Source organism: Sphingomonas dokdonensis (assembly GCF_002197685.1).
Classification (GTDB): Bacteria; Pseudomonadota; Alphaproteobacteria; order Sphingomonadales; family Sphingomonadaceae; genus Sphingomonas; species Sphingomonas dokdonensis.
In genome coordinates this window covers 24,734-39,014 of record NZ_NBBI01000007.1, presented here as the reverse complement: position 1 = coordinate 39,014, position 14,281 = coordinate 24,734, and the positions used below count along the sequence as shown (strand labels likewise).

The window sequence follows — 14,281 nt, the reverse complement described above, 5'->3', positions numbered from 1 at the left end:
TTTCGTCAGAAGCGCGCGTTACTTCGAGGCGAACTGGCCCGCCTCGGCACCGAACTCGGCCTTGGCAAAGGCGCGCGCGGCGGCGGCGGTCTTGAACGTCTCCTCCTGCAGCGACGAGGTCACGATCGGGTAGCCTTGCGAATTGAACCGCGTATCGCGAACGGTGAGCCGGAAAAGGCCGCTTTCGTCCTTGGCGATCAGGAAGCGGGCAACGGGAATTCTGGACATATCGCCTCACGGATGGCGGAAGGGGAAAAGCGGGTGCGGCGCTCCGCAGCGGCGGCGGGAAGGATGCCCCTCCCCGCGCCACATGTGATCACGCCTCGCGCAGGTTCACCGCGGACGTCTTGCCACGACGATCGGTCTCCAGCTCATAGGTGACGCGCTGGTCCTTATCGAGCGTGCGCATGCCGGCGCGCTCCACGGCCGAAATGTGCACAAAAGCATCGCTGCTGCCGTCCTCGGGCGCGATGAAGCCGAAGCCCTTGTCATTATTGAAGAATTTTACGGTGCCGGTGATCATGAGAATATCCTTGTCCCATGGGTGTCGGGCATGCGCCAACAGCGGCACATCCCGGCGTCGTGAGGCTAGAAAGGGACAAGGGGAGGAGCCGAAGCGGCCCATCATCCGTCGCAGGCGACGTTCAGCCCGCTCGCTATAGGCGAATGGCCGAAAAAAAGGAAGGGTGCGCGCCGCGCTTCATCCCGCCGCTCCTTCGTATACCGTGCCCGCTTCGCCCGCGATGAAGCGATCGGGCGCGATGCCAGCGTCCGCCAGCGCGGCGGCGAGTGCGTCGCGCGGCGCCTCGCGCGGCTCGTCGGTCAGCTGAAACGTGCCCCAATGGATGCCGACCGCCCAGCGAGCGCCGACCGCGTCGAAGATGCGCACCGCCTCCGCCGGGTTCACATGCTGTGCCGCCATGAACCATCGCGGCTCATAGGCGCCGATCGGGATCAGCGCCGCATCGGGGCTGCCCAGCCGCTCGGCCACGGCCGGGAAGATCGCGCCGTCGCCATAACCGGTGTCGCCGACGAACCACACGCTGCCCGCCGGCGTGTGGAGATAATGTCCACCCCACAGCGCCATGCGTACGTCGCTCGGCCAGCGGTTCGCCCAATGGTACGCCGGGGTCAGCGTGGTGGCGATCCCCTCCCCCAGCGCCAGCCGGTCCCACCAGTCGCCCACCACGCAGCGCGCGCCCGGCACGCCCGCCTTCAGGATCGTATCATTGCCGAGCGGCATGGCGAACAGCGGCGCGTCGCGTGCGTGCAGCCGGCGCAGCGTCGCCATGTCGAAATGGTCGTAATGGCAATGGCTGAGGAGCACGGCGTGGATCGGCGGCAGGTCGTCGAACGCGATGCCGGGCCGCGTCACCCGCTTCGGCCCGGCCCAGCGAAACGGGCTGGCGCGCGGCGACCAGACGGGATCGGTGAGGATGTTCACGCCGGCCACCTGGATCAGCACGCTGGCATGGCCCACCATGGTGATGCGCAGCCCGGCAACCGACGCGCCGGGCCGCGCCGGCTTCATCGGCACGTTTGCCGGCCAGCGCGCCGCCGCACCCGCCATCTTCCAGCGCAGCAGTGCGCGCAGGCCGCGATCGGTGGAGGACTGGCCGGGGTTGAAGAAGCGGGTGCCATCGAAATGATCGCTTACCGGGCCGTGGTAATAACGGTTCTGCGCCATGGCGGCGATGCTAGGCGCGTTGCGGGCGGATGTAACGCGCGATCGATGCGACAGCGCTGCTGCCGGGCTTGTCGCAGCGGAAGACGCGTATAGGCTCGGATGAAACCGACACGGGAGATCGGAAATGTCGCTGCTTCTACTGTTGCTCGCACAGGCTGCCTCGAACGACATCGTAATCACCGGCAAGCGGCTGGAGGAGGCGCATGCGATCTGCAAGGAGCGCGGCTGCACGCCGCTGCGCGATGCGCAGGCGAGCATCGCGCTGGCCGAGGCGCGCTTTCGTACCGGCGATTACCTTGCCGCCAAGTCGGTGCTTGCCGGCGCGGTGTCGCGCAACAAGGACAAGGCGGCGAGCGATCCCAAGCCGGTCGCCGCGATCTACGAAGCGTACGCCACCGTCGCGCTGCACGAGGGCAACCAGGGCGATTACCGCAAGGCAGTGGCCAATCAGGTGCGCACCCTGCGTGACAATCTGCCGCCCGACGATCCCAACGTCCTCGCCGCCACCACCGCGCTGGGCGACATGTGGCTGAAGACCGGCACCGCCGCGCGCGCCGAAATGGCCTACCGCAGCAGCGAGGAGGCAGCGCTCGCGGCGGGCAACGATCGCGCGGCAATGCTGGCGGGCATGAAGCGCGCCTGGCTGCTCGCCGCGACCGACAAGCCCAGGCAAGCACGCGCAAAGCTTGACGAGCTCGACGCGCGCGCCATCGCGGCGCAGCCAGGCTATGCCACCGCGCTGCGCGTCCTCCGGCTGCGCCTCGCCGCAAAGGATGCGGAAGGGCCGGAGCTCGACCGGCTGATCCGCTCGCTTGGACAGGGGCAGGACGAAGCGCCCGTGTTGCTCAAGGCGCCGGCCTATGCGCTGGATGCGGCGGCTGAGCGGGCCGCCGCGCGCGACCGTGCCCGCAAGTTCGGCGATGTCGATCCCGATCCGATCCGCAGCAGCGAACTCGATGCCATCCAATGGGCCGACTTCGGCTTCTGGATCCGACCCAACGGGGAGACGGCGGACGCCGAGGTGCTGCGCTCGTCCCGGGGCAATCCGTGGACCGCGCTGGTGCTGGAGCAGATTGCCGGCCGTCGCTACTCCGCCCGCCCCGCCGGCGCCGACGACGATGTGCAAGGCTATTACAAGGTCGAGCGGCTGACGCGCCGCTCGCAATATCGCGTTCCCAGCGGCAGCCTGATCAGCCGTCGCGTCGCGATCGGCGGTTATGAAACGTTGGACCTCACTGAGGAAGCCGACGCCGGCGCCCCGCCGACCCGCTGACGCGCCGCGCGAGTGATCGGGGGCACCGCCCCGGTGATTGCCGGTGTTCGTGCCACCTTGGTGCCGCCACAAAGCCTCGGACGGCACCGGTGCAGGGTCTCACACGCGTCAGGCGCCGGCGGATTGCGCGGGATCACGATCCTGGATCCGGCCGGTGTTGCGTTGCCACACCTGCTCGGCGAGCATCGTGGCGAAGCCGACCCAGGCGACGAACGGCACGCCGAGCAGCGCCGCGGGGCGATCGGCACGCGCGGCGGACGCGACATACCCTGCCCCGCTCGCCACCATTGCGCCCGACGCGGCCGCACTTGCGCCCAGCTTGTGCTTGCGGAAGAACAATTCGGTCCAGCCGCCGATCATGCCGGTGTTGAGCAGCCACAGCCCCAGCGCCAGATTGCGCGTGGCGCCCGCCGGCTGGCGCAGCAGGCGATAGCCGCCCGCCGCCAGCCCGCTTTCCAGCGCCGGCCACACCGCGCCGAATACGCCGTCGGGCGGGGTGATGCCGGGCTTGTCGAGGCGTTTGTACCAGGCACGGGTGCGCGGATGGGCCTTGTCGGGGGCGTTGCGCCGGCCGAGCAGCGCGCTGGCGCCCAGCACGCCGGCCACGATGGCGGCGGCGGCAGGGCGCGAAAACCCCTTCGAGGGCGTGGTGGTCGCCGCGATCATGCCGCCAGATACCGTTCCAGATCGTCGCTGCCGCCGATCCGCTCGCCATCGATGAACACCTGCGGCGTCGTTTCCACGCCATGCTCGGCCTTGAACGCGTCCGTGTCGGCACGCGATGAGAGGATGCGGTCGTCCACCTCATAGCCCGCCTCCTCCAGGATCGCCTTCGCGCGCACGCCGAAGGGGCAGGTGTGATCGGGCAGGATCATGCGATACAGGATCGCTTTCTTGTCGGCCATGAATACTCCATCTCGCCAGGGCCATGCGCCCGGCCGTTACCGTGGCGCCGCAACTACGCCGCCCGATGCTACAGCGCGGCACCGGCGCGGTCGTTCCACGCATCTAGCATGGCAATGCTGCCGATATGCGTCAGCCCGTCCGCGCTATGGCTCGGCACGGCGCGGCGCCCCTCCCCTGCCGACGTGCGCGCGTGGTGAGGCGCCGTCCGCAAGAGAAGCCGAGGTAAGATAGTTTCGCACACCTGCCGTTCGTGCCAGCCTTCGGCGAGGCACGGTTCGGGACATGGCAGCGCGGCTGGCTTGTCGCTCGCATTTTTCGGGAGCAAACGAGCGGTGCGCGTGGCACGGGCACACCAGCTCCCCCACCGCATCAATCCGCTGTTCCGTTTGTGTTCTTCCACTGCTATACCCCGTGCCCATGGACGCTGGCGGCCAGGACGCGGGATCGATTCGCAAGATCATCCATGTCGACATGGATGCCTTTTTCGCGTCGGTGGAGCAGCGCGACGATCCCGATCTGCAGGGAAAGCCGGTCGCGGTCGGGTCGCCGAACGCGCGCGGCGTGGTCGCGGCGGCGAGCTATGAGGCGCGGGCGTTCGGGGTCCGCTCCGCCCTGCCCTCGGTCACCGCCCTGCGCCGCTGCCCTGACCTCATGTTCGTGCGTCCGCGGTTCGAAGTGTACAAGGCGGTGTCGCAGCAGATCCACGCGATCTTCGCCGAGTTCACCGATCTGATCCAGCCGCTGTCGCTCGACGAGGCATATCTGGACGTCACGGCGAACCGCGCCGGGCTGCCCACCGCCTGGGCAACGGCCAAGGCGATCCGCGCGCGCATCCTGGCCGAAACGGGCCTCACCGCCTCTGCCGGAGTCAGCTACAACAAGTTCCTCGCCAAGCTCGCCTCCGATCACCGCAAGCCCAACGGCCAGTTCGCCGTCACCCCCGACATGGGGGCCGCTTGGGTCGAGACATTGCCCGTCTCGCGCTTCCACGGGGTCGGTCCGGTGACCGCGGCAAAGATGAAGCGTCTAGGTATCGAAACGGGCGCGGACCTGCGCGCGAAATCGCGCGCGTTCCTGGAACAGCACTTCGGCAGCGCAGCCGATTGGTACCATGCCATCGCCCGCGCGCAGGATCACCGACCGGTGAACCCGCATCGCACGCGCAAGTCGTCCGGCTCAGAGACGACGTTCAAGAAAGATCTTACCGAGCCGGCCGAGATCGAGGCCGGCGTGCTGCGCATGGCGGACGATGTGTGGCAATGGTGCGAACGCGCGCAGGCGTTCGGCCGCACCGTGACGGTGAAGATCAAGTTCCAGGATTTTCGCCAGATCACCCGCAGCCGCAGCCACACGGGGGCGATCGTCGATCAGGCGCTGCTGCGTCAGGCGAGCCTCGACCTCGTGCGCTCGATCTACCCGCCCGAAAGCGGCATTCGGCTGGTCGGCGTCACCGTCTCCAACTTCGAGCCCCCCGCAGCGCAGGAGGAGGCCCCTGCCCTACCGCTGTTCGCGACCGGCTAAGGCACAAGCGCAAAACCAGACGCCGCGACAATCAATCGGCCCAGTGATTGGCGAGAAGGTCGCGCAGCGCGGCTTCGGCCTCGGCGCGAGAGCCGCCCCCCTTGTGAAAAAGCGTGACGGTAACGCCGCGTCGGTCCTTGGCGTCCACCCGCAACAGGGGCGCGCCCGCTGCGCTATGGACCACCGTCTCGCCGGAACCTGACCTCTTGGGGGCGTGAGCCGGCTTCGCCTTCTTTCGATTTTCCCCCGCAGCGCCAGCCGCGGCGACCAGGGCGCGGATCATCTCCGGCGCGTTGAGCGGCACAGCGCCCTCCCCCGCCGTGCGCGCCGCATGGATCCTCCGCGCCTCGGCCAGCACCTTGGCACGCATGTCCTCGGGCTTGAGGATCGGCTTCAGGCTGGTGATGTGGGAGATCTTCAAATCGAACGGATCGGGAAATGCCTGCACCAGATCGTCGGGCAGTCGCGCGAGGTCGAGGTATCGGCTGAGCCAGGCCTCCGATTGGTTGAGCCGTTTTGCCATCTGCTTCTGGCTGTTATCGTAATAGAGGCCCAGCGCTTTCAGATAATCGCGTGCGCGCTCCAGATCGCTCAGATCCTCGCGTGCGCGATTTTCCAAGTCGGCGATGCGAAACGCCTGCTCGTCAGTTAAATTACGGATCTCAACGAGATAGCGGATCTCCGGATGATTGTGCGCGCGCAGCCACGACACTGCCCAGTGCCGCCGTGCGCCGCAGATGATCTCGAAGTCATGGTCGTCGCTCTGGATGCGCCGGACGATCGCCGGCACCTCCTGCTTGCCCTGCGCAAGGATGCTCTCGATCAGGTCGCCGCAGCGTTCCTCGTTGAGTGCGGCATAGTCGCGGTTATGACGATCCCAGATGCGGCATCGCGCAGGATCGACCAACTCCTGGGGGTTGTTGACGACGGCGCCCGACGCGAGATCGGCGAGCCGGTTGTTGCGGCCGCCCAGAACGCCCACGCCCAGCCGGGTCGGCCGGTCCGGCTGATCGGCAGCCGGTTCGACCGAGGATACCAGATCGGCCATGAAACTCTTGTTCTTGGAGCTCATCGCCAGTTCCTCCCGCGGCAAATTGCAGGGCTGCAATTCCGGTCGCTCATGCATGCCCCTCCTTGCGCAAACGGCCAAGATGGCTCGGCCACGTCTTGCGGATCTCTAGCTCGACCTCGGCATTGACGCCGTCGAGATACGTCAGGCAGCGATCGCGTACCGATCGGCTCGTCATCGGCCCTTCCAGCTCGTAGACGGTCATCAGCCGTGCCGTCGCATTGTCGATCTCGGCCGAATCCTTCAGCGGCGTGCGGATCATCGCGCTGCCGTACACCTGCCGCATCAGTTCCAGCAGACCTTTTTGCATCGATTTGGCATCATCCACCTTCGACGCGACGAAGCGGAGGAACGCCAGTTGCGGGGCGAGCCCGTGTGCCGACAATTCCTGAATCGTCTCGTCCAGCATGGCGAGGAACGCCGCGGTCGAGGAGAAATCCATAACGGTGGGGGGCACGGGCACGACGAGCGCATTGGCGGCGCGCAGCACCGACAGCGAAATTGCCCCCAACGCGGGCGGCGGATCGAGGATCACGACGTCGTACAGGTCTTCAACCGAGGCGATGCCCTGCGCCATGCGGTCAAGCAGATCCCCCTGCCCGCGCGCCATGCGCGCCGCCAGTTCATACTCGGACTGAAACAGCCGAAGGTTGGCCGGGATGAGGTCCAACCCATCGAAATGCGTCTTCTTGATCGCATAGTCGAGCGACAGGCGCTCGCCCTCGCGCAGAAAAGGATAAAGCGTCTCGTCTTCGTCCAGATCGAGATCCGGAACGTAGCCGAACAGCGTCGTCGCCGAGGCCTGGCTGTCGCAATCGATCAGCAGCACGCGATAACCGCGGATCGCAAGATATTGTGCGAGATGGACCGACACGGTCGATTTGCCCACACCGCCCTTGAAGTTCTGCACGGCAATGATCGAGCAGGGGTCGTTCGGATCACGCCACGGCCGGGTGCCGAACGTGCCGCGCATGTCGTTTAACTGGGCAAGCGTATAGCCGACGCGCCGATTGTTCTCGCCACGCGCGGGCGGTACAAGCCGGCCGTCGCTCTCCGCTTCACGGATCGCTGCGGTCGTCCGCCCGACCAGTTCGGCCGCCTTGCCGATCTGGAAAATGGGCTCGCGACGCTCGTCGGCGCGCGCGCTACGCGCCGAGTTGCGCAGCTTCTCCAGCACAGACGATGATCGGGAAGCGAGCGTTGCAACGTCGAGCGTTTCGCCAATCCGTACGTCGTCGATTGCAGACGCCATAGCTACACCTTTCGAAACTGGAGGACAGCATCCTCTATTTTCGTTTTTTGGTCAATCCAGGCCCATAATGCGCAAATCGGCCCGCTACCGATTGGAGATTGCAATTTGCCTGCGTACCTGTCCTCGTGGGGGCCTCTTAGAGGCTTACCGATGAGAATTGCAGCCCTGCAATTCCGGTGATTGGCCGCCCCGAACTTGTTGACCTGACCACGTGGGGGTTACAGCGCCACGACGAGCAATCGCACCTGAAGGCGTTTGTCGGGGCTGATCGAGTAAAGGGAGAGGGGAGGGGGTCGAACCGAAATTGCAGGGCTGCAATTCCGCCTCAAGGTCGCCCACGTCGGTTGGCGAACGTCTCGCACCAACCCTTCCAGGAACGCTCCAGTTTCTTGCCTGAGAGAACCGCCAAGCGGTCGCCCATGTGCTTGCGATACGCGTCGGCGATCACATCGACGTCCCAACCGCCCCCATGCTGCACCCCGATCGCACGGGCGGCCTGTTCGGTCACGCCGAAGTGCAGCGGCCCATCGGGAAAGCGCGCCCATGCCTCGTTGGCCGTGTCACGCCCCCGGTCGGAAGCAGCGAGTGCGGCCGTGACCTTCTTCAAGACGCTCGCCACCTCGGTGCCAGCGACCGGCTCGCTTGCCTCGACTGGCGAAATCATCGGATCCGTGTTCACCAACGTTTCTACCAGCCCCTCGCGCCGCGCCTGCCGGCCTGTCGAGTGTCGCTCCAGTTCGTCAACCGCCGCGATCTGCGCCGGCGCGCCCTTGGGTACGAAGCGGAACTCGATGTCGGTGACAGCGCGGCCGCGCCGCGTTTCGGTCCATTCGACAGTGAAGTGGGAGAGCTGATCGATCTCGGCCTTTGCGACCGTCAGCACCTTCCGGCGCAGCTGTGCAAAATCCTTGTATTTATCCAGGTCGATGCCCAGCGCTGCGCGGAGGCCCACCACGTCGACCTTCCACACCGGTTGACGGCGATGCAGCCGCAGCGCCCCTTCTTCATAAAGCTTCAGTGCGTAGGCCGAACGGAAGCCGAGTACGGCCTGCCGGTTCATCACCGCATAGGTTTGCGACTCCTGGATCAGGCGCCGCGCATCCGGCGTGAATTGCCACTCGATCCAGCCGGTTTCGCGATCCCCGTCCTCGACCTCCTCCCACGACGCCTGGATCAGATTGAAGCGCTTGGTCGCGCGCTTGCCGCGCCACGAGGTGTCGTCTTCGGCAAACAGCGTACGATGCAGTTCCTCGAGCATATCGACGATCCGCTCGTTGCCCTTGTGGCCGCGCCGGATGTCTGCCTTGCGCATCCGGTGCGTGGTGTCTCGCCACGCATCACCCCCGGCGGTCAGGATCATGAGGGCAAGAAGGCGCGACGCCGTCAGGCTCAGCGACTGTCCCTTGACGAACCGTACCTCGACCAGCTTTCCCGGTTTGACGAATTCGTCGCCACCCTTTCGGGTGAGGGCGGCAGCGACGCGCATCGAGCGCACCTGCGGCTCGTCGGCGCCGTCCTGCTGTTCGAACTCAGCTGGTTCTGCCATGCGATCTACCTACCACGTCGGGCGAAATTTTGCCTGTCCTGCCATTGAACGTCAAGGCAGGACAGGTTGATCGTTGTCATGTTCTCGTGGAGACAGGTTGTGGGTGCAGGCTATATGGCTTTCGACGCAACCTCACTCCACGATCAATACGGTCGGTTTGCCGCCCCCAGTCGGACAGGATAGGGCGCCCGCTGTGCCCTTACGTGCCGGCACCGGCAGGGGTGCCCCCAAGGGGACAGGACGACCCCATGGAGGCAGGATAGCGCCCCCGACTGGTCAGGCTTTCGCCCCCGTCGGGACAGGTTACCTCCCCCAGGCAGACAGGATAATGGCAAAGTTTCGCGCCGGCATCAGTGACTTAGCACCTCTGAATCAAGAATCATAAGAATCAGGAATCCTGCCGCTGCAAGCAGCGGTGTTTTTTATGATGATTCTGGAAGAAGGTCGCAGCAGCGAATGATGTTCGGACGTCGGTCGCCTTTCATACCCCGCCTGATTGAACCCGGACAGCACGTGGTGCATATATGAGGCAAGGAGTGCACTCATGCTTGCCGCTTTCCTCGACGACATCCGCGACGCCGACATGATCGCGCCGCGCCGCATGGCCGAGCGGCTGCGTCTCCCCATGTCGCGCCTTGCCAAGCTGGCGCATCTCAACCGCAACACCATGGCCGCCCGGCCGGAAAGCCCCGCGGTACAGGCGAAGCTCGGCGAGATCGCACGCATCATCGCGCGTGCTGCCGAGCTCGCCGGCGACGAGGGCAGGGCGATCATCTGGTTCAAGCATCAGCCGATCGCGGGATTCGGCAAGACCGCCGAAGAACTGGTCGAGGAAGGCCAAGCCGAAGCAGTGATGGGCACGCTGGAGAGCATGGACCAGGGCAGCTACGCCTGAACGGTCGCTGCGCGCCGCCACAAGGCTTCTCCGCATGTCCGACACGCCGCTACAGCCGCTCACGGGCCGTTTCTGGCGTATGCTGGGGATCCGCTGGCAGCACCGGCCGCTCGACAGCGGCTCGCACCTTGCCGGCGGGCGCTGGAACCCGCCCGGCACGCGCGCGCTCTACCTGTCCGCCGATTACAACACGGCGATCCAGGAAATGTACCAGGACCTCGTCCGCCCCGGTACGCTGGTGGCGTTCGACGTGGCCGCCGACGCGATTGCCGACCTGACGCGCGTCGATCCGGCGATCACGCATTGCCTCTGGCGCGACCTTCACATGATCCGCCGCGAGACGCCGCCCAGCTGGACGCTTGCCACCGCGCTGATCGCACAAGGGGCGCAAGGCGCATTGGTACCGTCGGTGCAGCACCGCGGCGGACGCAACCTGGTGCTATGGCGCTGGCACGCCGCGCGCGCGGCGGATGGGGCAGGGGAGGGCGCCGCCCTGACGCTGCTCGATCCGGAGGCGCTGCTGGGGCAGGGCTGACCGCCCGCGCGCTTCACCACCTCAGCGTACGCCGAGCGCGCGATCGAGAAAGGCGACTACCTTCGGCCAGGAGTCTTGCCGCGCCGCCACTATCCCCGCCGTCGTTCCCCCGCCAAACGCGGCATCCTCCGCCGCTTGCTCCGGTGCCAATGGTCCAAGCGTGAAATGGCCGCCATCCGGGTAGCGCAGCATGGTCACGGGATAGCCGAAGCCGCGACGGGCCAGCCGCGCCTGCAGCGCATCCGCCATCGTACGGGACGGCCAAACGGCATCGCTGCCGCTCGCAATCAGCAGGATCGGGCCATGCGCCCGCTCGATCGGGATAGCCGCGGCCGCCACCGCCTCATCGTCCGCGCGGCTGTTTTCGTATAGCGCGCCAAGCGAGCGGCAGTCGGGACACGGCGCAAACGGCACGAAGGGCAGGGGACGTCCGGCTTGCGTCCAGGACGAGCGCACCGCTGCCGACGTACGGCTGATCCCCTGCCACACCACGTCGCTCGGCGATCCGGCGACCACCGCCTTGATCCGCGGGTCCGCACTGGCAAGCAGCAACGCCGCCTCCGCGCCTTTGGAAAAGCCCAGTACGGCCAGCCGCTCATGGTCGACACGCGGGTCGCTGGCCAGTTCGTCGATCCCAGCCTGTAGCCGCTCCAGCGGGATCTGCTGCAATTCTGCATCGAGTCCGGGACTCTTGAAATAGGCTTTGGCTATCGCTGCATAGCCATGCGCGGAAAGCCGCTTCGCCACCACCGTCGCCCATGCGTCGCCGCCCTCTGCGCCACCCAGCACCAGAACGCCGGGCAGCGGATCGGCGTGATTGGCCGGGTAGTAAGTGACGCTCGGCGCGGCTGGTGCGCGCGCCTGATCCGGCGCTGCACCTGCATTCGCAAGACAGAGCGGCACCGCGAGCAGGATGCCAAGCAATCGCGCGCCGTTCGTTCCCATCAGCAACCCGCCCTCCAGACCTGTGTGCTATAGGACTAACACACAGGTCTGGATGTTCAAGCGCGCGGGAAGGGGGTCCGCTCACGCCGGCTGGCGAGTCGCCCGACGGATCACGTCGGCATAGCCGCGCGAGATCGCGTCATGCCCGTCGTAGAAGCCACGCGCGTTCAGCAGGCGGTGCATCTCGGGCAGGCGATAGGGCGGAACGCCCGCCGCCAGGTGATGCTCGACATGGTAATGCACATGGTTGGGCGCGATAAACAGCCGCTCCCACCAGCGTGCGAGCGTCGTGGAGGTGTTCAGCCGCGGGTCGGGCGAGCCGCGATCGGGCACCACGCCGTGCTCGCCGATCTGCCGCAACCGCACGATCACCGGATAGACGAACAATTGCGCCACCCACCACAGGCCATAGGCCCACCAGCCGCCTACCAGCGCCAGCACGGCAAACAGCCCGAGGTGAAACGCCAGCCAGGGCCAGTCCTTGGCCAGCCCGAACCGCGACAGGCTGCGCGTCAGGTCCCTCAGCCCCGTACGCCCGGTGATGTCGCGCACGAACTTGCGGCGCAAGGACGCGCGCGGGATCGGATAGCTGGCGACGAACCCGAGGTCGGGATCCTGCGGCGTGCCGGCATAGCGGTGATGCGCCAGGTGATAGGTGCGATACCCCGCAAGCGAGAGGTTGATCGGCGTCCCGGCCAGCCATTGCCCCACCGCCTCGTTGGTGCGGCGATCGCGAAACAGCGCATGGTGCGCGCAATCGTGCACCAGAATGCCCAAACCCAGCTGCCGCGCGGCGAGGATCAGCACGGCAAGCACGATGGTCAGCGGGTTGGGCCAGGCGATCGCCAGCGCGAAGGCGCCCGCGATCAGCCCCCAATTTACCGCAAAGGTGAACCAGGCACGCGCATCCGATCGTTTGGTGAGCGCCTGAAGCTCGCTTGACGAGAGATAATCTGACACCTTCACGCCCGTTCTCCTCTCCTGCAGTATATAACGCCGAACCACATGATGAGTCAAAGTACGTTACATGATTGGCGCACGCCCGTGTCGCCGCGCTCGCTGGCCTTGTGGCTGCTGTCCGCCAGCGCGCCCGCGCCGTTCACCGCGAGTGGCCTTATCGAGCGCGCGGCGATCTTCGGCATCGAGGACAGCGCGGTGCGAGTCGCGCTGGGGCGGCTGGTGCGCGAGGGAATGGCGGTGCAGCCCGAGCGCGGCGTGTATGCGCTCGGCCCGGCGGCGTCCGCGCTTCATGCCAAGGCGCGCGGCTGGATGCGCGTGGAGGAAACGGTGCGCCCATGGGCGGGCGGATGGCTGGTGGTGCTCACGCATCCGCTCGGCCGCACCGATCGCGCGGGGCTGCAACGGCGCGAGCGCGCGCTGCGCCTGTCGGGCTTCGCCGCGGCCGGGGCGGGCACCTGGGTGCGGGCGGACAATCTCGCGCAGGACATCGCCACGCTGCGCCGCGCGCTGGCCGGGCTGGGGCTGGAAGGGGAGGCGCCGCTCCTCGCCGGGTGCATGGCCGAGCCGGCGCAGGACGCCGCGTGGCGCGCCTTATGGCCGGCGCGTGCGCTGGAGACGGGCTATGATTATTGGCTGAGCGAGATGGCCGCCAGCAGCGATCGCGTGGCGCGCATGGCCACCACCGATGCCGCGCGCGAAACCTATCTACTCGGCCAATCGGTGCTGCGTGCCATCAATTCCGATCCACTGCTGCCCGCCGAGCTGGTGGACGTGGCGCGGCGACAGGAGATGGTCGCGGCGATGCAGCGCTACAATGCGATGGCGCTGGAGCATTGGGGTCGGATCGGATGATGTAGGGAAGGGGAGGGGCTCACTCTCGAACGTGACAACTCTCCCGCGGCATCCGAACCGACGCGTCAATTGCCAACAGCCACGCATTCTGGAATGAAGCTTGGCATCAACGGATAAAAGATCGGACCATCTCCGTGCTGACAACAAGCCTGCTCATCGCGCTGCTCCAAGTATCTGCGGCGCCGCAAACCGCTCAACCGGCGGTTGCGGCAAAGGCGAACGACTTGGACAAGGTAATCTGCCGCAAGATCCCGCGCACCGGATCGATCGCGCAGAAGGACAAGATCTGCATGACGGGGCGCGAATGGCGCCAGCAAGCTGACACGGCGCGCGGCGTCGCAACGACGATGCAGGACGCCAGCAACCGTTAATTCGGCAATGCCGTGGCCATCGCTCACACGATATTGGCCCGGCAGCGTCATGTCCGTCTAGGTATTTGCTGCCTAGCCTCTAAGCCCCAGCCGGCGCCGCCCGAGCGCCGGCTGCCGTCGCTCTTTATTGTGGCGCGAAAAGCTTCGTGCCGACCACCCCGACGATGATCAGCGCCAGAAAGCCGATCTGCACCGGGCTCAGCCGCTCGCCAAACAGGACGACGCCGAAGATGGTGACGCCCACCGCGCCCAGCCCGGTCCACACCGCATAAGCGGTACCCGCCGCCAATCCGCGCATCGCCAGCGCCAGCAGCCCCATGTTCACGAAGCTCAAGGTGATCGGCACGATCGATGCCTGCCAGCTCGCCTGCACGGCAGCCCACTTGAGGCTCAGCGCCCAGATGATTTCGGTAACAACGGCACAGCCGAGAATGACCCACGCCATCCACCAACTCCTTTGCGCGGGCTC

18 protein-coding genes are annotated in these 14,281 nt (G+C 66.5%); 6 read left to right on the top strand and 12 right to left on the bottom strand.

Features of this window, described 5'->3' with window-relative positions; translation table 11 throughout:
• Positions 1-18: 18 nt before the first annotated feature.
• The 3 genes from SPDO_RS14460 to SPDO_RS14450 all read right to left on the bottom strand — a co-directional run bounded on the left by SPDO_RS14460 (position 19) and on the right by SPDO_RS14450 (position 1,687).
• Complete coding sequence (locus SPDO_RS14460; RefSeq protein WP_088368226.1) at positions 19-228, bottom strand: hypothetical protein; 210 nt, start codon at positions 226-228, stop codon at positions 19-21.
• A gap of 88 nt (positions 229-316) precedes the next feature.
• On the bottom strand, positions 317-523 hold the full coding sequence (locus SPDO_RS14455; RefSeq protein WP_088368225.1) for a cold-shock protein: 207 nt from the start codon (positions 521-523) through the stop codon (positions 317-319).
• A gap of 177 nt (positions 524-700) precedes the next feature.
• The gene (locus SPDO_RS14450) at positions 701-1,687 is read right to left on the bottom strand and encodes an MBL fold metallo-hydrolase (protein WP_088368224.1); all 987 of its coding nucleotides are present in this window, start codon (positions 1,685-1,687) and stop codon (positions 701-703) included.
• Between the two features lie 124 nt (positions 1,688-1,811).
• Between SPDO_RS14450 and SPDO_RS14445 the strand changes: the two genes are divergently transcribed.
• Positions 1,812-2,960, top strand: coding sequence for a tetratricopeptide repeat protein (locus tag SPDO_RS14445; protein ID WP_088368223.1), 1,149 nt, complete (start codon positions 1,812-1,814; stop codon positions 2,958-2,960).
• Positions 2,961-3,068: 108 nt separating this feature from the next.
• Here the strand turns inward: SPDO_RS14445 and SPDO_RS14440 are convergent, their stop codons facing one another.
• From SPDO_RS14440 to SPDO_RS16855, 3 genes are all read right to left on the bottom strand, one after another.
• On the bottom strand, positions 3,069-3,626 hold the full coding sequence (locus SPDO_RS14440) for a TspO/MBR family protein (protein WP_088368222.1): 558 nt from the start codon (positions 3,624-3,626) through the stop codon (positions 3,069-3,071).
• Positions 3,623-3,865 carry a glutaredoxin domain-containing protein gene (locus SPDO_RS14435; RefSeq protein WP_211280098.1) on the bottom strand — a complete coding sequence of 81 codons (243 nt, stop codon included), beginning with the start codon at positions 3,863-3,865 and terminating at the stop codon, positions 3,623-3,625. The genes SPDO_RS14440 and SPDO_RS14435 overlap by 4 nt, the downstream gene beginning before the upstream one ends.
• Before the next feature lie 68 nt (positions 3,866-3,933).
• Complete coding sequence (locus SPDO_RS16855) at positions 3,934-4,077, bottom strand: hypothetical protein (RefSeq protein WP_158212205.1); 144 nt, start codon at positions 4,075-4,077, stop codon at positions 3,934-3,936.
• Positions 4,078-4,283: 206 nt separating this feature from the next.
• On the opposite strand from SPDO_RS16855, the gene dinB reads away from it, so the two are divergent.
• The gene (dinB, locus tag SPDO_RS14430) at positions 4,284-5,387 is read left to right on the top strand and encodes a DNA polymerase IV (protein WP_088368221.1); all 1,104 of its coding nucleotides are present in this window, start codon (positions 4,284-4,286) and stop codon (positions 5,385-5,387) included.
• A 31-nt stretch (positions 5,388-5,418) separates the two neighbouring features.
• Here the strand turns inward: dinB and SPDO_RS14425 are convergent, their stop codons facing one another.
• From SPDO_RS14425 to SPDO_RS14415, 3 genes are all read right to left on the bottom strand, one after another.
• A complete protein-coding gene (locus SPDO_RS14425) occupies positions 5,419-6,459 on the bottom strand; it encodes a ParB/RepB/Spo0J family partition protein (RefSeq protein WP_088368280.1) in 1,041 nt (346 codons plus the stop codon).
• Positions 6,460-6,505: 46 nt separating this feature from the next.
• Positions 6,506-7,708, bottom strand: coding sequence for an AAA family ATPase (locus tag SPDO_RS14420; RefSeq protein WP_088368220.1), 1,203 nt, complete (start codon positions 7,706-7,708; stop codon positions 6,506-6,508).
• A gap of 325 nt (positions 7,709-8,033) precedes the next feature.
• Positions 8,034-9,194, bottom strand: a complete 1,161-nt coding sequence (locus SPDO_RS14415) for a replication initiation protein (protein ID WP_088368279.1) — start codon at positions 9,192-9,194, stop codon at positions 8,034-8,036.
• Positions 9,195-9,798: 604 nt separating this feature from the next.
• Here SPDO_RS14415 and SPDO_RS14410 point away from each other — a divergent pair.
• Together SPDO_RS14410 and SPDO_RS14405 are read left to right on the top strand one after the other, a co-directional pair.
• On the top strand, positions 9,799-10,149 hold the full coding sequence (locus tag SPDO_RS14410; protein WP_088368219.1) for a hypothetical protein: 351 nt from the start codon (positions 9,799-9,801) through the stop codon (positions 10,147-10,149).
• Positions 10,150-10,183: 34 nt separating this feature from the next.
• Positions 10,184-10,684 (top strand): RES family NAD+ phosphorylase, encoded by a 501-nt coding sequence (locus SPDO_RS14405; RefSeq protein WP_088368218.1) that lies wholly within the window; start codon positions 10,184-10,186, stop codon positions 10,682-10,684.
• A gap of 21 nt (positions 10,685-10,705) precedes the next feature.
• Here SPDO_RS14405 and SPDO_RS14400 read toward each other — a convergent pair whose 3' ends face one another.
• Positions 10,706-11,629, bottom strand: a complete 924-nt coding sequence (locus SPDO_RS14400) for an acyl-CoA thioester hydrolase/BAAT C-terminal domain-containing protein (RefSeq protein ID WP_088368217.1) — start codon at positions 11,627-11,629, stop codon at positions 10,706-10,708.
• Between the two features lie 81 nt (positions 11,630-11,710).
• The gene (locus SPDO_RS14395; RefSeq protein WP_088368216.1) at positions 11,711-12,595 is read right to left on the bottom strand and encodes a fatty acid desaturase family protein; all 885 of its coding nucleotides are present in this window, start codon (positions 12,593-12,595) and stop codon (positions 11,711-11,713) included.
• Between the two features lie 39 nt (positions 12,596-12,634).
• Here SPDO_RS14395 and SPDO_RS14390 point away from each other — a divergent pair, with 39 nt between their 5' ends.
• Both SPDO_RS14390 and SPDO_RS16850 read left to right on the top strand, forming a co-directional pair.
• Complete coding sequence (locus SPDO_RS14390; RefSeq protein WP_143559661.1) at positions 12,635-13,441, top strand: hypothetical protein; 807 nt, start codon at positions 12,635-12,637, stop codon at positions 13,439-13,441.
• Between the two features lie 224 nt (positions 13,442-13,665).
• On the top strand, positions 13,666-13,812 hold the full coding sequence (locus SPDO_RS16850) for a hypothetical protein (protein ID WP_158212204.1): 147 nt from the start codon (positions 13,666-13,668) through the stop codon (positions 13,810-13,812).
• A gap of 124 nt (positions 13,813-13,936) precedes the next feature.
• On the opposite strand, the gene SPDO_RS14380 is transcribed toward SPDO_RS16850, so the two are convergent.
• Entirely contained in the window at positions 13,937-14,257 is a 321-nt protein-coding gene (locus tag SPDO_RS14380; RefSeq protein ID WP_088368213.1) for a DMT family transporter, read from the bottom strand.
• Positions 14,258-14,281 lie beyond the last annotated feature (24 nt).

Bases quoted from the DNA above. Each gene is read 5' to 3' on its own strand.
- SPDO_RS14460 (WP_088368226.1), bottom strand. From the start codon at position 228: ATGTCCAGAATTCCCGTTGCCCGCTTCCTGATCGCCAAGGACGAAAGC.
- SPDO_RS14455 (WP_088368225.1), bottom strand. From the start codon at position 523: ATGATCACCGGCACCGTAAAATTCTTCAATAATGACAAGGGCTTCGGC.
- SPDO_RS14450 (WP_088368224.1), bottom strand. From the start codon at position 1,687: ATGGCGCAGAACCGTTATTACCACGGCCCGGTAAGCGATCATTTCGAT.
- SPDO_RS14445 (WP_088368223.1), top strand. From the start codon at position 1,812: ATGTCGCTGCTTCTACTGTTGCTCGCACAGGCTGCCTCGAACGACATC.
- SPDO_RS14440 (WP_088368222.1), bottom strand. From the start codon at position 3,626: ATGATCGCGGCGACCACCACGCCCTCGAAGGGGTTTTCGCGCCCTGCC.
- SPDO_RS14435 (WP_211280098.1), bottom strand. From the start codon at position 3,865: ATGGCCGACAAGAAAGCGATCCTGTATCGCATGATCCTGCCCGATCAC.
- dinB (WP_088368221.1), top strand. From the start codon at position 4,284: ATGGACGCTGGCGGCCAGGACGCGGGATCGATTCGCAAGATCATCCAT.
- SPDO_RS14425 (WP_088368280.1), bottom strand. From the start codon at position 6,459: ATGAGCTCCAAGAACAAGAGTTTCATGGCCGATCTGGTATCCTCGGTC.
- SPDO_RS14420 (WP_088368220.1), bottom strand. From the start codon at position 7,708: ATGGCGTCTGCAATCGACGACGTACGGATTGGCGAAACGCTCGACGTT.
- SPDO_RS14415 (WP_088368279.1), bottom strand. From the start codon at position 9,194: ATGCGCGTCGCTGCCGCCCTCACCCGAAAGGGTGGCGACGAATTCGTC.
- SPDO_RS14410 (WP_088368219.1), top strand. From the start codon at position 9,799: ATGCTTGCCGCTTTCCTCGACGACATCCGCGACGCCGACATGATCGCG.
- SPDO_RS14405 (WP_088368218.1), top strand. From the start codon at position 10,184: ATGTCCGACACGCCGCTACAGCCGCTCACGGGCCGTTTCTGGCGTATG.
- SPDO_RS14400 (WP_088368217.1), bottom strand. From the start codon at position 11,629: ATGGGAACGAACGGCGCGCGATTGCTTGGCATCCTGCTCGCGGTGCCG.
- SPDO_RS14390 (WP_143559661.1), top strand. From the start codon at position 12,635: ATGATGAGTCAAAGTACGTTACATGATTGGCGCACGCCCGTGTCGCCG.
- SPDO_RS14380 (WP_088368213.1), bottom strand. From the start codon at position 14,257: ATGGCGTGGGTCATTCTCGGCTGTGCCGTTGTTACCGAAATCATCTGG.